This window comes from Lysinibacillus sp. CNPSo 3705, from assembly GCF_028674935.1.
GTDB lineage: Bacteria > Bacillota > Bacilli > Bacillales_A > Planococcaceae > Lysinibacillus.
The window spans coordinates 95,394-117,838 of the sequence record NZ_JAQZSD010000002.1; the positions used below are offsets into that span (position 1 = coordinate 95,394).

Annotated in this window: 16 protein-coding genes and 1 other annotated feature; all 16 genes read left to right on the top strand. The window is 39.2% G+C overall.

What is annotated here, in order from left to right; genetic code table 11:
• Positions 1–33: 33 nt before the first annotated feature.
• On the top strand, positions 34–732 hold the full coding sequence (gene rplA / locus PVA17_RS01305) for a 50S ribosomal protein L1 (protein WP_132362669.1): 699 nt from the start codon (positions 34–36) through the stop codon (positions 730–732).
• A 54-nt stretch (positions 733–786) separates the two neighbouring features.
• Positions 787–933, top strand: a sequence feature (ribosomal protein L10 leader region).
• A 32-nt stretch (positions 934–965) separates the two neighbouring features.
• Complete coding sequence (rplJ, locus tag PVA17_RS01310) at positions 966–1,466, top strand: 50S ribosomal protein L10 (RefSeq protein ID WP_068986555.1); 501 nt, start codon at positions 966–968, stop codon at positions 1,464–1,466.
• A gap of 68 nt (positions 1,467–1,534) precedes the next feature.
• Positions 1,535–1,894: a 50S ribosomal protein L7/L12 gene (gene rplL / locus PVA17_RS01315; protein WP_132362671.1), complete on the top strand. Its 360-nt coding sequence runs from the start codon at positions 1,535–1,537 to the stop codon at positions 1,892–1,894.
• Positions 1,895–1,970: 76 nt separating this feature from the next.
• Positions 1,971–2,573 (top strand): class I SAM-dependent methyltransferase, encoded by a 603-nt coding sequence (locus tag PVA17_RS01320; RefSeq protein ID WP_132362673.1) that lies wholly within the window; start codon positions 1,971–1,973, stop codon positions 2,571–2,573.
• Positions 2,574–2,815: 242 nt separating this feature from the next.
• Positions 2,816–6,391 (top strand): DNA-directed RNA polymerase subunit beta, encoded by a 3,576-nt coding sequence (gene rpoB / locus PVA17_RS01325; RefSeq protein WP_248717491.1) that lies wholly within the window; start codon positions 2,816–2,818, stop codon positions 6,389–6,391.
• A gap of 501 nt (positions 6,392–6,892) precedes the next feature.
• Positions 6,893–10,579: a DNA-directed RNA polymerase subunit beta' gene (rpoC, locus tag PVA17_RS01330; protein ID WP_132362677.1), complete on the top strand. Its 3,687-nt coding sequence runs from the start codon at positions 6,893–6,895 to the stop codon at positions 10,577–10,579.
• Positions 10,580–10,718: 139 nt separating this feature from the next.
• Positions 10,719–10,967: a ribosomal L7Ae/L30e/S12e/Gadd45 family protein gene (locus tag PVA17_RS01335; RefSeq protein ID WP_132362679.1), complete on the top strand. Its 249-nt coding sequence runs from the start codon at positions 10,719–10,721 to the stop codon at positions 10,965–10,967.
• Between the two features lie 98 nt (positions 10,968–11,065).
• Positions 11,066–11,485, top strand: coding sequence for a 30S ribosomal protein S12 (gene rpsL, locus PVA17_RS01340; RefSeq protein WP_010860613.1), 420 nt, complete (start codon positions 11,066–11,068; stop codon positions 11,483–11,485).
• A 146-nt stretch (positions 11,486–11,631) separates the two neighbouring features.
• Positions 11,632–12,102: a 30S ribosomal protein S7 gene (rpsG, locus tag PVA17_RS01345; RefSeq protein ID WP_132362681.1), complete on the top strand. Its 471-nt coding sequence runs from the start codon at positions 11,632–11,634 to the stop codon at positions 12,100–12,102.
• Between the two features lie 42 nt (positions 12,103–12,144).
• Complete coding sequence (gene fusA / locus PVA17_RS01350) at positions 12,145–14,223, top strand: elongation factor G (protein ID WP_132362683.1); 2,079 nt, start codon at positions 12,145–12,147, stop codon at positions 14,221–14,223.
• A gap of 139 nt (positions 14,224–14,362) precedes the next feature.
• A complete protein-coding gene (gene tuf / locus PVA17_RS01355; RefSeq protein ID WP_132362685.1) occupies positions 14,363–15,550 on the top strand; it encodes an elongation factor Tu in 1,188 nt (395 codons plus the stop codon).
• A 569-nt stretch (positions 15,551–16,119) separates the two neighbouring features.
• Positions 16,120–16,809, top strand: a complete 690-nt coding sequence (locus PVA17_RS01360) for a response regulator transcription factor (RefSeq protein ID WP_132362687.1) — start codon at positions 16,120–16,122, stop codon at positions 16,807–16,809.
• 6 nt (positions 16,810–16,815) lie between these two features.
• On the top strand, positions 16,816–17,832 hold the full coding sequence (locus PVA17_RS01365; RefSeq protein ID WP_132362689.1) for a sensor histidine kinase: 1,017 nt from the start codon (positions 16,816–16,818) through the stop codon (positions 17,830–17,832).
• Positions 17,833–17,928: 96 nt separating this feature from the next.
• Positions 17,929–18,690 (top strand): ABC transporter ATP-binding protein, encoded by a 762-nt coding sequence (locus PVA17_RS01370; RefSeq protein ID WP_132362691.1) that lies wholly within the window; start codon positions 17,929–17,931, stop codon positions 18,688–18,690.
• Positions 18,680–20,668: an FtsX-like permease family protein gene (locus PVA17_RS01375; RefSeq protein WP_132362693.1), complete on the top strand. Its 1,989-nt coding sequence runs from the start codon at positions 18,680–18,682 to the stop codon at positions 20,666–20,668. Before PVA17_RS01370 ends, PVA17_RS01375 begins: the two co-directional genes overlap by 11 nt.
• Before the next feature lie 165 nt (positions 20,669–20,833).
• Positions 20,834–22,150 carry a Na+/H+ antiporter family protein gene (locus PVA17_RS01380; protein ID WP_132362695.1) on the top strand — a complete coding sequence of 439 codons (1,317 nt, stop codon included), beginning with the start codon at positions 20,834–20,836 and terminating at the stop codon, positions 22,148–22,150.
• Positions 22,151–22,445 lie beyond the last annotated feature (295 nt).

The following is a 22,445-nucleotide window of genomic DNA, read 5'->3' on the forward strand; positions in this document are numbered from 1 at the left end:
CCGCTATAACCACAATCAAGGAGGAATTATATAATGGCTAAAAAAGGTAAAAAACTGCAAGATGCAGCAAAATTAATCGACCGTAACGCATTATACGGCGCTCAAGAAGCAATCGAACTTGCTCAAAAAACTAGCACAGTGAACTTCGACGCTACTGTAGAAGTTGCTTTCCGTCTAGGAATCGATACTCGTAAAAACGACCAACAAATCCGTGGTGCAGTAGTGTTACCAAACGGTACTGGTAAAACTCAACGCGTATTAGTATTCGCTAAAGGTGAAAAACTTAAAGAAGCTGAAGCTGCTGGTGCTGACTATGTAGGCGATGCAGAATACATCCAAAAAATCCAACAAGGTTGGTTTGATTTCGATGTAATCGTTGCAACTCCTGACATGATGGGTGAAGTTGGTAAACTTGGTCGCGTATTAGGACCTAAAGGTTTAATGCCAAACCCTAAAACTGGTACAGTTACTTTCGATGTAACAAAAGCGATCAACGAAATTAAAGCTGGTAAAGTAGAATACCGTGCTGATAAAGCTGGTATCATCCACGCGCCTATCGGTAAAGCTTCTTTCTCTACAGAAAAATTAGTAGAAAACTTCTTAGCTGTATTTGATGTAGTGCAAAAAGCAAAACCAGCTGCAGCTAAAGGTACTTACATGAAATCTGTAAACGTTACAACTACAATGGGTCCAGCTGTTAAAGTTGATGCTTCAAGCGTAGTAGTAAAATAATTTTATGTAAATCTGTTGACGGCGCTGTCTATCTATGATAAGATGGTTGCTGTTGTGAATCATCCATTTGTACCGTAGACAGTAGGAGTGACTTGTCACTTAATGATCCTACCGAGGACAGCGGAATTCGGATTCTTATTTTAAAGATGATGACTTTCAGCCTCTGTGTCTATTTGACTCAGAGGCTTTTCTTTTGTCGGTATAAATGACCCATTCTAATAGGAGGTGTCATCATGAGCAAAGCTATCGAAAACAAACAAGTACAAGTTCAAGAGATTACAGAGAAATTCCAAAATGCTGCTTCTGTAGTAGTTGTGGATTACCGTGGTCTTAACGTTGCACAAGTAACTGAACTTCGTAAACAACTTCGTGAAGCTGGTGTTGAGTTCAAAGTTTACAAAAACACTTTAACACGTCGTGCTACTGAAGCAGTTGGTCTTGAAGGAATCAATGACGTATTAGTTGGTCCAAACGCAATTGCGTTCTCAAATGAAGATGTTGTAGCTCCTGCTAAAATCATCAACGAGTTCGCTAAGAAAAACGAAGCTTTAGAAATTAAAGCGGGTATTATTGAAGGTACAATCTCTTCTGTTGAAGATGTTAAAGCACTTGCAGAACTTCCATCACGCGAAGGTCTTCTTTCTATGCTTTTATCTGTACTTCAAGCTCCAGTGCGCAACTTCGCACTTGCAACAAAAGCTGTTGCAGAACAAAAAGAAGAACAAGGCGCGTAATATACGCCCTATAACTTCCGCGGCCTGACCGCAAAAATAAAACATTATCCAATTAGGAGGAAATTATAATGAATAAAGAGCAAATCTTAGAAGCTATCAAAGCTATGACAGTTCTTGAATTAAACGATTTAGTAAAAGCTATCGAAGAAGAATTCGGTGTAACAGCTGCTGCTCCTGTAGCAGTAGTAGGTGCTGCTGCTGGCGCTGCTGAAGAAAAAACTGAGTTTGACGTAGTATTAGCATCTGCTGGTGCAGAAAAAATCAAAGTAATCAAAGTGGTTCGTGAAATCACTGGTTTAGGTCTTAAAGAAGCTAAAGAAGTAGTAGATAACGCTCCTAAAGCTCTTAAAGAAGGCGTTTCTAAAGATGAAGCTGAACAAATCAAAGCTAAACTTGAAGAAGTTGGCGCATCTGTAGAAGTTAAGTAATCTCGCGTTACTTGTAAACAAAAGGGAAGCTCGTCATTGTGGCGAGCTTTTTTCTTCATTCTGAGGAGGCGTGGAAATGTCAGATCACTATTATACGAGTAAGCCTCAAACCGAGAGTAAACCTCGTCACTGGACATTCAAGTTGTTAGGGCATACGTTTTCCTTTGAAACGGATGCAGGTGTATTTAGTAAAAGCGAAGTAGATTTTGGATCCCGTGTTTTAATAGATGCTTTTCAAATGCCTGATATTGATGGTGCGATTTTTGATGTGGGGTGTGGGTACGGACCAATCGGATTATCGATTGCTAAAACAAACCCAGACCGTACCGTTTTTATGATGGATATCAATGAACGTGCTGTTGCACTCTCGCAAAAAAATGCGCAAGTAAACGGTGTTCAAAATGTACGGATATTTGTGAGTGACGGACTATCGATGGTTGATAATGATGTAAACGCCGCAGCTATTTTAACCAATCCTCCAATTCGCGCAGGAAAGGAAACAATTTTCCGCTTTTACGATGGAGCTTATGATAAGTTAGTGTCATCTGGTGAGCTGTGGGTAGTAATACAGAAGAAACAAGGTGCACCATCAACGGTAAGTTACTTAGAAGAGAAATTTTCTGAAGTCGATGTTGTGGAGAAGAAAAAAGGGTACTGGATAGTACGCGCGAAAAAATAAGTGAAATATGCATAAATTATTGACTTGACAAATCGGCTATGATAATATGGTAAAATGCAAAAATATTATTTTGAGGTCGTATGCCCTTTTTGAATATGATTGTTATAATGTGGGTATACTTGCCAAGATAAGTTTAGTTAACCGAAAATGAGATCTTTTTGAAGACTCGTTTTCTTTTTGTCTTTCGAAATCATACACTATTTGTATGATTTTGCAAAGACCTAATATCGCTTTATTGAGGGGTGAATGAGTTGACAGGTCAACTAGTTCAGTATGGACAACACCGCCAGCGTAGAAGCTTTGCGCGTATTAACGAGGTGCTTGAGCTTCCAAATCTGATTGAGATTCAAACGGCGTCTTACGAGTGGTTCCTTGAAGAAGGTTTACGTGAAATGTTCCGTGACATTTCGCCGATCGAGGACTTTACAGGCAATCTTTCATTAGAATTCATCGATTATTCATTAGGAGATCCTAAGTATGATGTTGATGAGTGTAAAGAGCGAGATGTTACTTACGCAGCTCCATTACGTGTGAAAGTACGTCTTTACAACAAAGAAACAGACGAAGTGAAAGAACAGGATGTCTTTATGGGTGACTTCCCATTAATGACAGAGACAGGTACGTTCATTATCAATGGTGCTGAACGTGTTATCGTTTCACAATTAGTTCGTTCGCCAAGTGTGTATTTCCATGATAAAACTGATAAAAACGGTAAAAAAGGTTTCGGAGCGACAGTTATTCCGAACCGTGGTGCATGGTTAGAATACGAAACTGACGCGAAAGATGTAGTATACGTGCGTATTGATCGTACTCGTAAGCTACCAGTAACAGTGTTACTTCGTGCATTAGGCTTCGGTTCAGACCAAGAAATTATCGATATTATTGGTGATAACGAGTATTTACGTAATACGTTAGAAAAAGATAACTCTGAAAGTACTGAAAAAGCACTTTTAGAAATCTATGAACGTTTACGTCCAGGTGAGCCACCAACAGTTGAAAGTGCGAAGAGTTTATTATACTCTCGTTTCTTCGATGCAAAACGCTATGATTTAGCGAATGTTGGTCGCTACAAAATGAATAAAAAGCTTCATATCAAAAATCGTTTATTTAACCAAACGATTGCTGAAACGCTTGTAGACCCAGAAACAGGCGAAATTTTAGTAGAGAAGGGTACAGTTCTTGATCGTCGTACTTTAGATAAAATCTTACCGTACTTAGAAGATTCATCAAAAGGAATCGGTTACCGCACTTTATCACAAGTTGGCGGGGTACTTGAAGACGATGTAACAATCCAGTCTATTAAAATTTATGCACCAAAAGATGAAGCGCAAAAAGAAATCAATATTATTGGTAATGCGTACATTGATGAAGAAGTGAAGAATATTACGCCTGCTGACGTACTATCTTCAGTAAGTTATTTCTTCAACTTACTTTACCAAGTAGGGGCAACAGATGATATCGACCACTTAGGTAACCGTCGTCTACGCTCTGTTGGTGAACTTCTACAAAACCAATTCCGTATCGGTTTATCCCGTATGGAACGTGTAGTACGTGAGCGTATGTCTATTAACGATACAGCTGCGATCGTACCACAGCAATTAATTAATATTCGTCCGGTAATTGCATCAATTAAAGAGTTCTTTGGTAGCTCTCAATTATCGCAATTCATGGACCAAACAAACCCATTGGCAGAGTTAACGCATAAGCGTCGTCTATCTGCATTAGGACCTGGTGGTTTAACACGTGAGCGTGCTGGTTTCGAAGTACGTGACGTTCACTATTCTCACTATGGTCGTATGTGTCCAATCGAGACACCAGAGGGTCCAAACATTGGTTTAATCAACTCTTTATCTTCATTTGCCAAAGTAAATAAATTTGGATTCATTGAAACACCTTATCGTCGTATTGACCATGAAACAGGTCGAGTAACGGATCAAATTGATTACTTAACAGCAGATGAAGAAGATAACTACTATGTAGCACAAGCGAACTCACCATTAAATCCTGATGGTACATTTGCTAAAGACGAAGTAGTAGGTCGTTTCCGTGGGGACAATACAGTATTTAATAAATCGCAAATGGACTACATGGATGTATCTCCTAAGCAAGTAGTGTCAGCTGCGACTGCATGTATCCCGTTCTTAGAAAACGATGACTCGAACCGTGCACTTATGGGTGCCAACATGCAACGTCAAGCAGTTCCTCTTCTTAACCCAGAAGCACCATTCGTTGGTACTGGTATGGAACACGTTGATGCGCGTGACTCAGGTGCGGCTGTAGTAGCGAAGTATGATGGTATTGTTGAGCACGTTGAAGCTCGCTCTATCCATGTTCGCCGCATTGAAGTCGTTGACGGTAAAGAGGTAAAAGGCGATTTAACAAAATATAAATTACAAAAATTCATTCGTTCTAACCAAGGTACTTCATACAACCAACGTCCACTTGTTAAAGTTGGCGAACGCGTGAAACCTCGTGACATTTTAGCAGACGGTCCATCTATGGAAAAAGGTGAACTTGCTCTTGGTCGTAACGTACTTGTTGCGTTCATGACTTGGAACGGCTTTAACTATGAGGATGCTGTTATCATGAGCGAACGCCTTGTAAAAGATGATGTTTATACATCTGTTCATATTGAAGAATATGAATCAGAGTCTCGTGATACAAAATTAGGACCTGAAGAAATCACTCGCGATATTCCAAACGTAGGGGAAGATGCACTTCGTAACCTAGATGAACGTGGTATCATTCGCGTTGGTGCGGAAGTCCGTGATGGTGACATTCTTGTAGGTAAAGTAACACCTAAAGGGGTTACAGAATTAACAGCTGAAGAACGCTTATTACATGCTATCTTCGGTGAAAAAGCTCGTGAAGTTCGTGATACTTCATTACGTGTACCACACGGTGCTGGCGGTATTATTCTTGACGTTAAAGTATTTAACCGTGAAGATGGCGATGAATTACCACCAGGTGTTAACCAATTAGTTCGTGCTTATATTGTTCAAAAACGTAAAATTCGCGTTGGGGACAAAATGGCCGGACGTCACGGTAACAAAGGGGTTATCTCTCGTATCTTACCGGAAGAGGATATGCCATTCATGCCAGACGGTACTCCTGTTGATATCATGTTAAACCCACTTGGCGTACCTTCTCGTATGAACATCGGACAAGTTTTAGAACTACACTTAGGTATGGCTTCTCGCTACTTAGGCGTTCATATGGCAACTCCAGTATTTGATGGTGCCAACGAGGAAGATGTTTGGGAAACAATGGAAGAAGCAGGTATGAACCGTGATGGTAAAACAATCCTGTATGATGGACGTTCAGGTGAACCATTCGATAATCGTGTATCAGTTGGTGTCATGTACATGATCAAACTTGCTCACATGGTTGATGATAAACTTCACGCTCGTTCAACAGGTCCTTATTCACTTGTTACTCAACAGCCGCTTGGTGGTAAAGCACAGTTCGGTGGACAACGTTTTGGTGAGATGGAAGTATGGGCACTTGAAGCATACGGTGCTGCTTACACACTTCAAGAAATCTTAACAGTTAAATCTGATGACGTTGTTGGTCGTGTGAAAACATACGAAGCAATCGTTAAAGGTGAAAGTGTACCAGAGCCAGGTGTTCCTGAATCATTCAAAGTATTGATTAAAGAACTTCAATCTCTTGGTATGGATGTCAAAATGTTAACAGTTAATGATGAAGAGGTAGAACTTCGCGACTTAGACGAAGAAGATGATCTTCAACCAGCTGACGCACTTAACATTGCACCACAGCAAGATACAGAAGAAGAGCCAGTAGAGTCTTTTGAATAATGGAAAACGTTAGTTCACAGCTTTGTGAACACGGTCAAAGTTATTTTTCAAATTAGTCGGGCAGGATTTAACGCCCTGTCCGGCTTTTTCTTTTAACTTCTTTCAGCAGAAGTCAAAATGCCTGTAGCTGATGCTTCGCTTTCGCTACAAAAAAACACTTGCTGAACAGAGGAACTCAGTCTAAGAACGCCACTTCCTGTGGCAACGACTGAGTGACCAACATCACGTTGGCCCAAAGCCTCCGGCGGGTGTCACGGAATCGGAAAGGAATTCTTAGGGGATGTTAGCCTAAAACCATCGCATCCATGCGATAACGGCTAACTGACCTGCATCGTGCAGGCCTAAACACAAAGCCGATTCCGGACACAATTATGCCGAGGCATAATTGATTAAATCATTCTATTTTTAATCTTTTGCTAAAGAGACATGATTCTTGCAAACGATTATCGAGCTGCGTAAAAGAGTCTTTATAAAGACCTATACTAGAGGGAGGTAGGCTCCTTGATAGACGTTAATGAATTTGAATATATGAAAATTGGTTTAGCTTCTCCTGACAAGATCCGTTCTTGGTCATACGGTGAAGTTAAAAAACCTGAAACAATTAACTATCGTACTTTAAAACCAGAAAAAGATGGTTTATTCTGTGAGCGTATTTTCGGTCCAACTAAGGACTGGGAGTGTCATTGTGGTAAATACAAACGTGTACGTTATAAAGGCGTAGTTTGTGATCGTTGTGGCGTAGAAGTAACACGTGCCAAAGTTCGTCGTGAACGTATGGGCCACATCGAATTAGCAGCACCAGTATCTCATATCTGGTACTTCAAAGGTATTCCTAGCCGTATGGGTCTTATTTTAGATATGTCCCCACGTGCACTAGAAGAAGTAATTTACTTTGCTTCTTACGTTGTAATCGAAGCAGGTGCTACAAACTTAGAAAGTAAACAACTACTTTCTGAAAAAGAGTACCGTGCATATCGCGAAAAATTCGGCAACACATTCGAAGCATCTATGGGTGCGGAAGCCATTAAAAAATTATTAGGCAAAATTGATCTGGAAGATGAAACTCATTCTTTAAAAGAAGAGTTAAAATCAGCACAAGGTCAACGTCGTACTCGTGCGATTAAACGTCTTGAAGTTGTTGAATCATTCCGTAACTCAGGTAACTCTCCTGAATGGATGATTTTAGATGTACTACCGGTTATTCCGCCAGAGCTTCGTCCAATGGTGCAATTAGATGGTGGTCGTTTTGCAACTTCCGACTTAAATGATTTATATCGTCGTGTAATCAACCGTAATAACCGTTTAAAACGTTTACTAGACCTTGGTGCACCAAGTATCATCGTACAAAACGAAAAACGTATGTTACAAGAAGCTGTTGATGCATTAATCGATAACGGTCGTCGTGGTCGTCCTGTAACAGGTCCTGGTAATCGTCCATTAAAATCACTTTCACATATGCTGAAAGGTAAACAAGGTCGTTTCCGTCAAAACTTACTTGGTAAACGTGTTGACTACTCTGGTCGTTCGGTTATCGTAGTAGGTCCAAACTTAAAAATGTACCAATGCGGTCTACCAAAAGAAATGGCAATTGAGCTATTTAAGCCTTTTGTAATGAAAGAGTTAGTAGAACGTGGTCTTGCTCATAATATTAAATCTGCTAAACGTAAAATCGAGCGTTTAAACAACGATGTATGGGACGTTTTAGAAGATGTCATTCGTGAGCATCCGGTATTACTAAACCGTGCACCTACGCTTCACCGTCTTGGTATTCAAGCGTTTGAACCAACACTAGTTGAGGGTCGTGCTATTCGTCTTCACCCATTAGTATGTACAGCTTATAACGCTGACTTCGATGGTGACCAAATGGCGGTTCACGTACCATTATCAGCAGAAGCACAAGCAGAAGCTCGTCTTCTAATGCTTGCTGCACAAAACATCCTGAACCCGAAAGACGGGAAACCAGTTGTAACACCATCTCAAGATATGGTATTAGGAAACTACTACTTAACACTTGAACGTGAAGCAGCTCGCGGCGAAGGAACAACTTTCTATGGACCAAACGAAGTATTAATTGCGTATGATACAGGTCATGTTCATTTGCATACTCGTATTGCGATTAAAGCAAGTTCGTTAAATAACCCAACATTTACTGAGGAACAAAATAATATGTTCTTATTAACGACTGTTGGTAAAGTAATCTTTAACGAAATCTTGCCTAAATCATTCCCATACATTAATGAGCCAACTGCATTCAACTTAGAACAAGAAACACCAGACAAATACTTTGTTAATTTAACAATTGATGAAGAAACGTTAAAAGAGCTTGAGGCAGATGCAGCTTACAATGGGCTTGATGAAAAAGGTAAAGTTGATGCACAACGCACAGCTGTACTGCGTAAATACTTTGCATCGGTACCAGTTGTAAACCCATTCCGTAAAAAATTCTTAGGTAATATCATTGCTGAAGTATTTAAACGTTTCCACATTACTGAAACATCTAAAATGCTTGACCGCATGAAGAACCTAGGATTCAAATATTCAACACGTGCTGGTATCACTGTAGGTGTATCTGACATCGTCGTATTACCAGACAAAGGCGAAATTTTAGCGGTAGCTCAAGAAAAAGTAGATAAAGTTCAAGCGCAATTCCGTCGTGGTTTCATCACGGAAGATGAGCGTTATGATCGCGTTATCTCAAGCTGGAGTGCTGCGAAAGACGAAATTCAATCGAAGCTGATGAAATCGCTTGAGAAAACAAACCCAATCTTTATGATGTCTGACTCAGGTGCCCGTGGTAACGCATCTAACTTTACACAGTTAGCTGGTATGCGTGGTCTGATGGCCAACCCGGCTGGTCGTATCATCGAACTTCCAATTAAATCTTCATTCCGTGAAGGTTTAACGGTATTAGAGTATTTCATCTCTACTCACGGTGCTCGTAAAGGTCTTGCCGATACAGCCCTAAAAACGGCCGATTCAGGTTACTTAACACGTCGTCTTGTTGACGTAGCACAAGATGTTATCGTTCGTGAGGATGACTGTGGAACTGACCGCGGTTTAACAATCGGCGCGTTAATGGAAGGCACAGAGCTAATTGAAGCGTTAGATGAACGTATTATCGGTCGTCATACGAAGAAAACAATTATGCATCCAGAAACAGGCGAAGTTATCTTAGAAAAAGATGGCTTAATCGATCAAGATATCGCTCGCGCGGTGATCGAGGCTGGTATCGAGGAAGTAACAATCCGTTCAGCATTCACATGTAATACAAAACATGGTGTATGTAAAAAATGTTACGGCATGAACTTGGCAACAGGTGAAAAGGTTGAAGTTGGGGAAGCAGTTGGTATTATTGCGGCTCAATCAATCGGTGAACCAGGTACACAGTTAACGATGCGTACATTCCATACTGGTGGGGTTGCCGGTGACGATATTACACAAGGTCTTCCACGTATCCAAGAGATCTTCGAAGCACGTAATCCAAAAGGTCAATCTGTTATTACAGAAATTACTGGTACTGTTTCGGATGTCACTGAAATCCGTGAAGGTCTAAAAGAAATTACAATTCAAGGTGACGTAGAAACTCGTAAATATCAAGCACCTTATAATGCACGTCTAAAAGTTGTCGAAGGTGACACAGTAGAACGTGGTCAAGTTTTAACAGAGGGTTCTATCGATCCAAAACAATTATTAAAAGTAAAAGACGTTTCAACAGTTCAAGAATATTTATTAAAAGAAGTACAAAAAGTATACCGTATGCAAGGGGTAGAAATTGGAGACAAACATATCGAGGTAATGGTTCGCCAAATGCTTCGTAAAGTTCGTGTAATCGAAGCTGGTGACACTGAATTATTACCAGGTTCATTACTAGATATTCACCAATTCACAGAGGCAAATGTAGATGCTGTTATGAATGGCAAAAACCCTGCGACTTGTCGCCCTGTAATTCTAGGTATTACAAAAGCTTCTCTTGAAACAGAATCATTCTTATCTGCTGCATCATTCCAAGAAACAACTCGCGTGTTAACGGATGCTGCTATTAAAGGTAAACGTGATGAGCTTCTAGGATTAAAAGAAAACGTAATTATCGGTAAGCTTGTTCCTGCAGGTACTGGTATGCAACGTTATCGTCAAATCCGTATCGAAAAAGATGAGCTTGACACAGAAGATCTAGTTTCTGCTGAATAATTTTAAAATAAGTACCGAAGAGATGTATTTTTTATCATCTCTTCGGACTTTTTAAAGATATTAGTTGACAGTCGAAATTGGTAATGATAATATATTGAAGGTTGATAGTTAACTGTTCTGTACTTCGGAGGATATGAGAATGTCTTATGATAAAGTGAGGGCAAGTCAAACAATCATAGGTACAAAGCAAGCAGTAAAAGCAATGCAAGCTGGTTCAGTGAAAGAACTTTTTGTGGCACTTGATGCAGACAATTGGGTAACCGATTCGGCCATATCTTTCGCGAGAGAAATCGGTATACCAGTTATTCTTGTTGAGTCCAAAAAGGAACTGGGCAAGGCCTGTGGAATCCATGTTGGAGCTGCGGTAGTTGCGATTACTGTAGAGTAGTTTTTGTGTATTAAACACAAAGACTTTGTTTTTACCCAAAAAATGAACCACCTGGATGTGTGGTATTAACAAGGAATAAATGAAGGGAGGAAATATCGATGCCTACAATTAACCAATTAGTACGTAAGCCTCGTCAATCTAAAATCACGAAATCAAAATCACCAGCGTTAAACAAAGGATATAACTCATTTAAAAAATCTTTAACTGACGTTAAATCTCCACAAAAACGCGGAGTTTGTACTCGTGTGGGTACAATGACACCTCGTAAACCAAACTCAGCGTTACGTAAATACGCTCGTGTACGTTTAACTAACCAAATCGAGGTTACAGCTTATATCCCAGGTGAAGGCCACAACTTACAAGAGCACAGTGTTGTTCTTATCCGTGGCGGACGCGTAAAAGACTTAGCGGGTGTTCGTTACCATATCGTACGTGGAGCTCTTGATACAGCTGGTGTAAACGGTCGTTTACAATCACGTTCTAAATACGGAACAAAACGCCCTAAAGAAAAAAAATAATTTAACATTATTAAGCGTTGCTTAATAATAAGCATAAGTTTGTCGCAAATTTCTAATCTTGCTAGCAGATTGGAATTTTTTGCGGCAAATATAGCAAGACAATGTTTTTAAAATAAATCGATAACTATTCGAAAGGAGGAAAACACATGCCTCGTAAAGGTCCTGTTTCCAAACGTGACGTGTTACCAGATCCAATTTATAGTTCAAAACTAGTAACTCGTTTAATTAATAAAATGATGGTTGATGGTAAAAGAGGTACTTCTCAAAAGATTTTATACGGTGCGTTCGATCTAGTTAAAGAACGTTCTGGTCAAAATCCAATTGAAGTATTCGAAGCTGCTCTAAATAACGTAATGCCAGTTCTTGAAGTACGTGCTCGCCGTGTTGGTGGTTCTAACTACCAAGTGCCAGTAGAAGTACGTCCAGAACGCCGTACAACTTTAGGTCTTCGTTACCTAGTTAACTACGCTCGTCTTCGTGGTGAAAAAACGATGGAAGAACGTTTAGCTAACGAAATCCTTGATGCTTCTAACAACACAGGTGCATCAGTTAAAAAACGTGAAGATATGCACAAAATGGCAGAAGCGAACAAAGCATTCGCTCACTACCGTTGGTAATCTAAACATCGTATAAGCCCAATATGGAAGGAGAAATACCTTATGAAACGCGAATTCTCTCTAGAGAATACTCGTAATATTGGGATCATGGCTCACATTGATGCTGGTAAAACAACAACTACTGAGCGTATCCTTTATTACACAGGTAAGATTCACAAAATCGGTGAAACTCACGAAGGCGCTTCTCAAATGGACTGGATGGAACAAGAGCAAGAACGTGGTATCACAATCACTTCTGCTGCGACAACAGCTCAATGGAACGGCCATCGTGTAAACATCATCGATACTCCTGGACACGTAGACTTCACTGTAGAAGTTGAACGTTCACTACGCGTACTTGATGGTGCTGTAACAGTTCTTGATGCTCAATCTGGTGTTGAACCTCAAACTGAAACAGTATGGCGTCAAGCTACAACTTACGGCGTTCCACGTATCGTGTTCATTAACAAAATGGATAAAACAGGTGCAGACTTCCTATATTCTGTAGGAACTCTACACGAACGTTTACAAGCAAACGCTCACCCTATCCAATTACCTATCGGAGCTGAAGATCAGTTCTCAGCAATCATTGACTTAGTTGAAATGAAAGCTACTTTCTACGGCGACGAAAAAGGTACAGCAGTGACTCATGGTGAAATTCCTGAAGAGCACCGCGCACAAGCTGAAGAATACCGTGAAAAATTAATCGATGCTGTTGCAAGTGTTGATGAAGAAATCATGGAAAAATATTTAGAAGGCGAAGAAATTTCTGTTGCTGAACTTAAAGCGGCTATCCGTCGTGCTACGATCGCAGTAGAATTTTACCCAGTAATCTGTGGTACAGCATTCAAACACAAAGGCGTACGCCCAATGTTAGATGCAGTTATCGATTACTTACCATCTCCACTAGATGTACCAGCAATCAAAGGTACTGATGTTGATGGTGAAGAAGAATTAGAACGTCATTCTTCTGATGAAGAGCCATTCTCAGCTCTTGCATTCAAAGTTATGACTGACCCATTCGTAGGTAAATTAACTTTCTTCCGTGTGTACTCTGGAACTTTAGAATCAGGTTCATACGTACAAAACTCTTCTAAAGGTAAACGCGAGCGTGTAGGTCGTATCCTACAAATGCACGCAAACTCTCGTGAGGAGATTTCTAAAGTATTTGCTGGGGACATCGCAGCAGCAGTAGGTCTTAAAGATACTACTACTGGTGATACTCTGTGTGACGAGAAAAACCTAGTTATTCTTGAATCAATGGAATTCCCTGAGCCAGTAATTTCTCTTTCTGTAGAACCAAAATCAAAAGCTGACCAAGATAAAATGGGTCAAGCTTTACAAAAACTTCAAGAAGAGGATCCAACTTTCCGTGCTCACACTGACACAGAAACTGGTCAAACAATCATCTCAGGTATGGGTGAGCTTCACCTTGATATCTTAGTTGACCGTATGCGCCGTGAATTTAAAGTAGAAGCTAACGTAGGTGCTCCAATGGTATCTTACCGTGAAACATTCCGTAGCTCTGCAAAAGTTCAAGGTAAATTCACTCGCCAATCTGGTGGTCGTGGACAATATGGTGACGTAACGATTGAGTTCTCTCCAAATGAAGAAGGTAAAGGCTTTGAATTCGAAAACGCTATCGTTGGTGGTGTAGTACCTCGTGAATACATTCCTGCTGTAGAAGCTGGTCTTCGTGACTCTCTTGAACGCGGTGTAGTAGCTGGTTACCCACTAATCGACATTAAAGCGAAATTAGTATTCGGTTCTTACCATGACGTTGACTCGAATGAGATGGCGTTCAAAATCGCTGCATCTATGGCTCTTAAAGAAGCTGCTAAACAATGTGACGCAGTTATCTTAGAACCAATGATGAAAGTAGAAGTTGTCATTCCAGAAGAATACCTTGGTGATATCATGGGTAACATTACTTCTCGTCGCGGACGTGTTGAGGGTATGGAAGCTCGCGGTAACTCTCAAGTTGTTCGTGCAATGGTTCCACTATCGGAAATGTTTGGTTATGCAACAACTCTTCGTTCAGCAACACAAGGTCGTGGTGTATTCTCAATGACATTTGATCATTATGAAGAAGTACCAAAATCAATTGCTGCTGATATCGTTAAAAAAAATAAAGGTGAATAATTGAATTTTCATCTTGCATAAAGTATAACTAATTTGTAAGCTATGATTGTGGGATGGCGGATGGGCCCGTTCGCCATCAGCAATCATTCTATAAATTTTTAAAAAATATAAACATATAATTTTGAGGAGGCAATCTCTAATGGCTAAAGAAAAATTCGACCGTTCAAAAACGCATGCTAACATTGGTACAATCGGACACGTTGACCATGGTAAAACTACTTTAACTGCTGCTATCGCAACAGTTCTTTCTAAAAAAATGGGTGGGGAAGCTAAATCATACGCTGATATCGATAACGCTCCAGAAGAAAAAGAACGTGGTATCACAATCAATACTTCTCACGTAGAGTATGAAACTACAACTCGTCACTATGCACACGTTGACTGCCCAGGACACGCTGACTATGTTAAAAACATGATCACTGGTGCTGCTCAAATGGACGGCGGTATCTTAGTAGTATCTGCTGCTGACGGCCCAATGCCACAAACTCGTGAACACATCCTTTTATCTCGTCAAGTAGGTGTTCCATACTTAGTAGTATTCATGAACAAATGTGATATGGTAGACGACGAAGAATTATTAGAATTAGTAGAAATGGAAATCCGTGACCTACTTTCTGAATATGACTTCCCAGGTGATGATCTTCCTGTAATCAAAGGTTCTGCTCTTAAAGCTCTTGAAGGTGAAGCAGAATGGGAAGAAAAAATCGTTGAATTAATGGACGCTGTAGATGCTTACATCCCAACTCCAGAACGTCAAACTGACAAACCATTCATGATGCCAGTAGAGGACGTATTCTCTATCACTGGTCGTGGTACAGTTGCAACTGGCCGTGTTGAACGTGGTCAAGTTAAAGTTGGTGACGTTGTTGAAATCATCGGTATCACTGAAGAAGCTAAATCTACAACTGTAACTGGTGTAGAAATGTTCCGTAAATTATTAGACTACGCTGAAGCTGGTGACAACATCGGTGCTTTACTTCGTGGTGTAGCTCGTGAAGAAATCCAACGTGGTCAAGTATTAGCTAAACCAGGCTCAATCACTCCACACACTAACTTCAAAGCTGAAGTTTATGTTTTATCAAAAGAAGAGGGTGGCCGTCATACTCCATTCTTCTCTAACTACCGTCCTCAGTTCTACTTCCGTACAACTGACGTAACAGGTATCTGTAACTTACCAGAAGGCGTTGAAATGGTAATGCCTGGCGATAACATCGAAATGACAGTAGAACTTATCGCTCCAATCGCTCTTGAAGAAGGTACTAAATTCTCTATCCGTGAGGGTGGCCGTACTGTAGGCGCTGGTGTAGTTGCTTCTATCCAAAAATAATTTTAGCGCAAGCTAATTTTTTAAACCAATCTGTAGGGACGCTTACAGATTGGTTTTTTTTGTGTTAAAATATGTAAAGAATATTTGGTAATATTAGTTGAATTAGATTATTTTATGTATACATAATGGGTGAAATATCAAAAAGAAGTAGAAATATCGATTTTTTACGAAACCGCTAGAGGTGAAAGCTAGTACCAGAGACATCCGCCGGAAGTTTTAACTTCTTTCAACGGATGTTTGGCCAGCTGCTTAAAGAAGTTGAAATTGAAAGGCAATGTAGCATGTAGAGTATAGAATCGCACCCCTTTTAATTACTATTAACCGTTTAATAATTCATCTTTAAAAAGTTAGGATAATATTTATTGAAAACGTATGATATATATAAATTGGTTGGAGTGGAGGCTGGGCGACTCCTCGGGGATCAGCGTCACGGATGAGACTCTGGAGCGAGCAAAGCGGCTCATCGGACGCCCCCAGGAAAGCGCCCGGTCGGAGCGGAAATCAACCTCACGTTATGATGATTAGCTTATTTAATACATAAGAACATTTCATGGAAGGAGAATTTGCATATGGAAATGAAAATATTGCTAATTGAAGACGATCCATCAATTTTCGAAATGATTCAGACACGCTTTGCACAGTGGTCGCTTCAGGTTGTGGGTCCAAAAGATTTTCAAAAGGTAATGGATGATTTTATTGAACAAAAGCCACAGCTTGTATTGATTGACATTCAGCTTCCAGCCTATGATGGTTTTCATTGGTGTCGCGAAATACGTCATATCTCAAAGGTGCCAATTCTCTTTCTATCTTCACGAGACCACCCAATGGATATGGTCATGGCAATGCAAATGGGGGCGGATGACTTTGTACAAAAGCCTTTCCATATGGAAGTATTACTGGCAAAGGTACAAGCCATTTTACGTCGTACATATGATTATATAGAAGAATCTATGGATGTTACACGGTTTAATGGTGCAATCATTGACTATGCACGCAGTGAAATAATGTATGAGGGTAACCTTGCCTCGCTAACTAAAAATGAGCTCTTTATTTTACGTATTTTAGTGGAGAAGGCCGATCAAATAGTTTCAAGAGATGATTTAATGAGAAAGTTATGGGATGATGAGCGTTTTGTTAATGATAATACATTGTCGGTAAATGTTAATCGGTTACGTAGTAAACTTGAGGATATAGGTTTACAAGAAGCAATTTTAACTAAAAAGGGACTTGGTTATATGGCTGTAACACAAGGGAAGTGAGTAACAATGCTAATTTTATTTTTAAGAGAACGCCTCGCTTGGATAGGCTTTTTTGCTTTTATCATCGTTATGATCAATGTTTTATTTTCTTTAGACGCTGGTTTAGAGGGAATATCTATTTGGTATATGAATACTAGTGTGCTTATTAGTTTTATGATCTTTCTTTTTTGGCGATATAAACTAGAAGTAAGACAGTTAAAGGATTTCCTGGGAAATGTGGAAAGTCAACTCGATGCTGTGCATAGCAAAAGTATGATGTTATCACCTTTTCAAGTAGCATACTTAACGAAAATTGAAGATGTATTTTATGACAAGAATACAGAGTTAAATCAAGCGAAGGTACAGCTTCAAGAATATTCCGATGAACTGCTAGCGTGGGTTCATGAGGTTAAGGCGCCTTTAACTTCAATTAATTTAATGCTGGATCACGTAGAAGATTTGACACTACGTCGTAAATTAGAGACGGAGTGGTTAAGACTACATTTATTAGTCGATCAGCAGCTACACCAAACACGTTTAGCTTCTATTGAAAAAGATAATTATTTGACAGAGATCGAGCTAAGAACTGTGGTCTATAAGGAAATAAGAGCTATGCAAGCATGGTGTATTGAAAAAGGTATTGGTTTCGATGTTGAAGCGTTAACAGTGACAGTGATGACAGATGGAAAATGGCTAGGCTTTATAATCCGACAAATTCTGTCCAATGCGATTAAATATAGTCCTGCAAATTCAGAGGTACTGATTTTTACGGAAGTAGATGCTACTGGAGCAACATTACTACATATAAAAGACGCGGGTATTGGCATTCGTAAGGAGGATTTACCTCGAATCTTTCATAAGTCGTATACTGGGACAGCCGGTAGAGAGTCTGCCCAATCGACAGGTATGGGTCTATACTTAGCGCATAACGTGGCACAGAAAATCGGCGTCCGTATTACTGTCCAATCTAGTGTAGGTGAAGGCTCGATATTTACATTACGTTTTCCATTACAAAATGAATATGTCAAACTAACAGGTAGATGACGAAATTGTCACCTACCTTTTTATATTGTCATGTAAAACACACGAATTGGCGACGTAGACAGGGTACACTTGAACTATAGAAAGGGGCGTTTACAAGTGGCAGTTTTAATTGGTCGTAAAGTAAAAAAAGTATATGGCAAAAAATCAACAGCCCAAGAGGTATTAAAGGGTATTGATTTAGAAGTTAATAAAGGTGAATTTGTTGGTATTATGGGACCTTCAGGCTCTGGGAAGACAACACTTTTAAATGTTTTGTGTTCGATTGACTTTGCTACAGAAGGTGTTATTGAAATAAATGGTCAAAACTTACGTGGTATGAAGGAGAAGGCATTAGCTAATTTCCGTCGTGAACAATTAGGATTCATATTCCAAGATTATAATTTATTAGATACGCTAACGGTAAAAGAAAATATTTTACTACCATTAGCTATTGGTCGGCTACCAAAGGCTGTGGCAGAGAGTCGCTTAAAAGAGCTTACTCATTTATTAGGTATTACGGAAATTTTAAATAAATATCCAAATGAAATATCGGGTGGTCAAAAGCAACGTACATCAGCAGCGCGTGCACTAATTACGAATCCGTCGCTTGTATTCGCTGATGAACCTACAGGCGCACTTGACTCAAAATCAGCTACTGCACTTTTAAAAAATCTACAAAGTATTAATGAGTCAAAAAAAGCAACGATTATGATGGTTACGCACGATGCAGTAGCAGCGAGTTTTTGTACACGTGTTTTATTTTTAAAGGACGGACTCATTTATAGTGAGCTATATAAAGGAGATAAAACGAGACAGGCATTTTTCCAAGAAATCATGCATACGCAAAGTGTGCTAGGCGGTGACGGCTATGAGTCTTAGTAAACTCGTATTGCGCAGTATGAAGAAAAATATGAAGCATTATTATTTATATTTTTTCGCACTTATTTTTAGTGTTACTTTATATTTTTCTTTTGTGACATTGCAAAATAATGCTGAAGTGCTGGCTACAGTAGAGGAGAGCGGTACGGCCACAGCGGGTTTTGCTGCGGCAACCTATATGCTGTACTTTATTGTTTTGTTTTTCGTACTTTATGCAAATCATCTATTTATGAAGCGTCGCAGTAAGGAAATAGGCTTGTATCAGCTAATAGGAATGACAAAGGGGCTTATCGTTCGCTTGTTAGCGGTAGAAAGTATCCTATTATTTGTCGGTGCGGTCGTTATAGGTATGCTTGTAGGGTTCTTTAGTTCGCGTTTATTTGCCATGATTTTACTACGGGTACTAGAAAAAGAGACACTTGTGACGATGACATTTAGTACAGAGGCTTTACAGAAGTCTATCGTAGTATTTGCCATTCTACTAGTCATTGTACTCGTGCAAATGGCTTGGATGATATATCGCGTATCATTACTATCATTATTCAGTGCTTCTAAGCAAGCCGATGAGCGCGTGAAACGTTTTAGCCCATTACAAATGGTTATTGGTTTTTTAGGACTTGTATTTATTGTATATGGCTACTATGCATCAACTAAGCTTTTCGATATTAACTCTCAGGGTAATTTAACGCTTAATATGATTATTATTTTAGCAACTACCATTGGCGGTACGTTCCTTGTTTTCCGTTTTTCTGTAGCATTTATTATGAATTCAATTCGTCTTAAGAAAAATGGACATTTGACTGTGCGTGATGTTTTAGCACTAACACCGATAATGCATCGCATGAAAGGTAATGCGAAATCATTAACGCTTATAACGGTTTTAACGGGTGTTTCACTTGGGGTTACAACATTAGCATATATAGCTTATTATTCAACAGGCTCGTCGTCATATAGCCAAGTGCCTGCAGATTATATTTTACTTGAAGATCACGGTCAGGAGTTCTTAAAGGAACTTGAAGAAAATAATATAGCCTTTGATAAAATAGAGTACCGAACACAGAGTGTTTTAGCTTCATTTTCACAATTATTATCTGAAAGTCAGCAAAATGCAGATAATCCCCTTTATGGTGCAGAAGGAAGCATTACTACAATTCCACTTTCTGATTATCAACAAATAGTTCCCGAAGCTTCCATTTCGGATTACGACGTTATTTTAACAAACTATGGTGGCTATATGGCAGAAATGTTTCCGCTTGAAAAGGATCGTGATGTAGATGTCACTATAGGAGGACCAGAGGAAACTAAGAAAGAGACGCTTCATGTTAAAGAGGTTCGGCATGAAAGTATTATAAGTGGTACTATAACTGGTGGGCCTGGAGGACCGGTTTTCGTAGTTCCAGACGCATTGTTTGAAGAATTAGCTACTTACAATGTATTTGATTTGTTGTATAAACAAACCTCTATTAACTTAAAGAATAAAAGTGACTTAGCTCTAGCGGAGAAATTATATGATGAGAGTACGCATGTGAAAGAAAATGGGGCTGTTGTTTATAATCCATCCTATATACAGTCCTATGAAAAACAACGTAAGGGGAATATCGAAACATTAGGAATAACGATATTTACAGCAGCATTTTTAGGCTTAGCATTTTTAATGACAACTGGAAGTATTTTATACTTTAAGCAAATGTCTGAAGCTGAAGAGGAGCGAGGCTCTTATACGATATTAAGAAAGATTGGCTTCGCCGAAAAAGATATTATGAAAGGTGTATATATGAAACAAGCCTTTAATTTTGGTGTTCCATTAATAATAGGGCTGCTCCATAGTTACTTTGCTGTAAAGTCAGGATGGTTTTTATTCGGCTCAGAGTTAACTGCACCATTATGGATTGCTATGAGCTGCTATATAGCGTTATACGCTATTTTCGCTATACTGTCCGTTGGCTATTATAAAAAAGTCATTCGTGAATCATTATAATAGGAAGAAATCTAAAACAGTATGATTATTTAAGATCATACTGTTTTTTGTGTCGTCAAAATTTAGAAGATTATTATAGGGCTATAAAAATATCTTGACTTTCAATTGTTAGACAGTTAAAGTTTAACGTATTAGTAATCTAGTGTACGAAAGTGGAGTGTTGAAATGAACGCAGTAATTGTGGCAGTAGCTGTCATGTTAATATTAAGCTTGCTCCGTATCAATGTTGTTCTTTCTCTTGTGTTGGGGGCCTTTGCGGGTGGTCTAATAAGCGGCATGGGTATAGAAGCAACCGTAAAATCATTTACAGAAGGGTTGGGGGCAGGCGCAACGATTGCTTTAAGCTATGGGTTGCTTGGTGGTTTTGCTATCGCCATTTCCAAAACAGGAATTCCTGAATTAATGATTGCATGGATTTTAAAGATATTAAATAAAAACGGTACAAGTAATCGAAAAGGTTTAGTAAAGGTTTTAATCTTCTTACTAATCTTTATGATGTCTATTTTCTCTCAAAATTTAATTCCAATTCATATCGCCTTTATCCCATTATTGATACCGCCACTCTTAAAAGTTTTAAATATGCTAGAAGTTGATCGACGAATTATCGCAACATTAATTGCTGTTGGTTTAATAGGGACATATAGTTTCGTTCCTGCTGGCTTCGGAGCGATATTCCAAGACATTGTATCAATGCAAGTATCTAAGGCTGGTATGGAAGTATCTTCACGTGATGTACCAGCAGCGATGGCTATACCCGTTCTAGGGATGCTAATTGGGTTATGTGTAGCCTTTTTCGTTTACCGAAAGCCTCGACAATATCAAAATAATGATGTAGAGACAGAGTCTTTAAATGTAAATGTTAGTAAGTTTGTTATTATCTCAACGACTGTGGCTTTAATTATTTCTCTATGCGCACAAATTTATACTGATTCGATGATTGTAGGTGCTTTTGCAGGCATTATGATTATGTATTTCACTGGTGCACTTAAATGGAAAGAAGCAGATGAGATTCTTTCTGAAGGAATGAAGATGATGGCCTTTATTGGTTTCGTTATGATCGCGGCAAATGGCTTTGCATCTGTTATTAACGCCACAGGTCATATAGATAGCTTAATTAATGGTTCGATAAACATTCTTCAAGGGAATACGAGTCTAGCTATATTGATTATGTTAGTCATTGGTTTAATTGTGACGATGGGAATCGGATCTTCCTTTGCGACAGTACCAATTATCGCGACTTTATTTGTTCCTCTTGCACAAGGGCTGGGATTGAGTCCTTTGGCGATTATTTGTCTAATAGGTACAGCAGGTGCTTTAGGTGATGCGGGCTCTCCTGCTTCAGATTCTACTCTTGGACCTACTGCTGGTTTAAATGTAGATGGACAGCATAATCACATTTGGGATACATGTGTACCAACGTTCATTTTTATTAACATCCCACTTATTATATTTGGCTGGATTGCATGTGTGTTCTTCTTATAAAGTAATAGTATGAGCGGTCTCTAACTATTAGAGACTGCTTTTTTTATATATTGATACTATTTAATTGTTAGAAATGTGCGAAAACGTTGGTGTAATTGCCTTATATGTTGCAAAGTACATTGAAATTTTATATACTAGTAAACGGCTTAGATAAGCGAGAAATATTAGTAGTAAGAATATCTGCAACATTTAAAAGAATTTAGCGAAAAGCCTTGCTTATTCTTTTTTTATTGTGTATAATGTTGAATGTTGGTCTTTGACTGCGATGAAACGAGAGGTTGCCGACACACCCGGC

Coding starts and splice junctions, on each gene's coding strand:
- rplA (WP_132362669.1), top strand. CDS start 34: ATGGCTAAAAAAGGTAAAAAACTGCAAGATGCAGCAAAATTAATCGAC.
- rplJ (WP_068986555.1), top strand. CDS start 966: ATGAGCAAAGCTATCGAAAACAAACAAGTACAAGTTCAAGAGATTACA.
- rplL (WP_132362671.1), top strand. CDS start 1,535: ATGAATAAAGAGCAAATCTTAGAAGCTATCAAAGCTATGACAGTTCTT.
- PVA17_RS01320 (WP_132362673.1), top strand. CDS start 1,971: ATGTCAGATCACTATTATACGAGTAAGCCTCAAACCGAGAGTAAACCT.
- PVA17_RS01335 (WP_132362679.1), top strand. CDS start 10,719: ATGTCTTATGATAAAGTGAGGGCAAGTCAAACAATCATAGGTACAAAG.
- rpsL (WP_010860613.1), top strand. CDS start 11,066: ATGCCTACAATTAACCAATTAGTACGTAAGCCTCGTCAATCTAAAATC.
- rpsG (WP_132362681.1), top strand. CDS start 11,632: ATGCCTCGTAAAGGTCCTGTTTCCAAACGTGACGTGTTACCAGATCCA.
- fusA (WP_132362683.1), top strand. CDS start 12,145: ATGAAACGCGAATTCTCTCTAGAGAATACTCGTAATATTGGGATCATG.
- tuf (WP_132362685.1), top strand. CDS start 14,363: ATGGCTAAAGAAAAATTCGACCGTTCAAAAACGCATGCTAACATTGGT.
- PVA17_RS01360 (WP_132362687.1), top strand. CDS start 16,120: ATGGAAATGAAAATATTGCTAATTGAAGACGATCCATCAATTTTCGAA.
- PVA17_RS01365 (WP_132362689.1), top strand. CDS start 16,816: ATGCTAATTTTATTTTTAAGAGAACGCCTCGCTTGGATAGGCTTTTTT.
- PVA17_RS01375 (WP_132362693.1), top strand. CDS start 18,680: ATGAGTCTTAGTAAACTCGTATTGCGCAGTATGAAGAAAAATATGAAG.
- PVA17_RS01380 (WP_132362695.1), top strand. CDS start 20,834: ATGAACGCAGTAATTGTGGCAGTAGCTGTCATGTTAATATTAAGCTTG.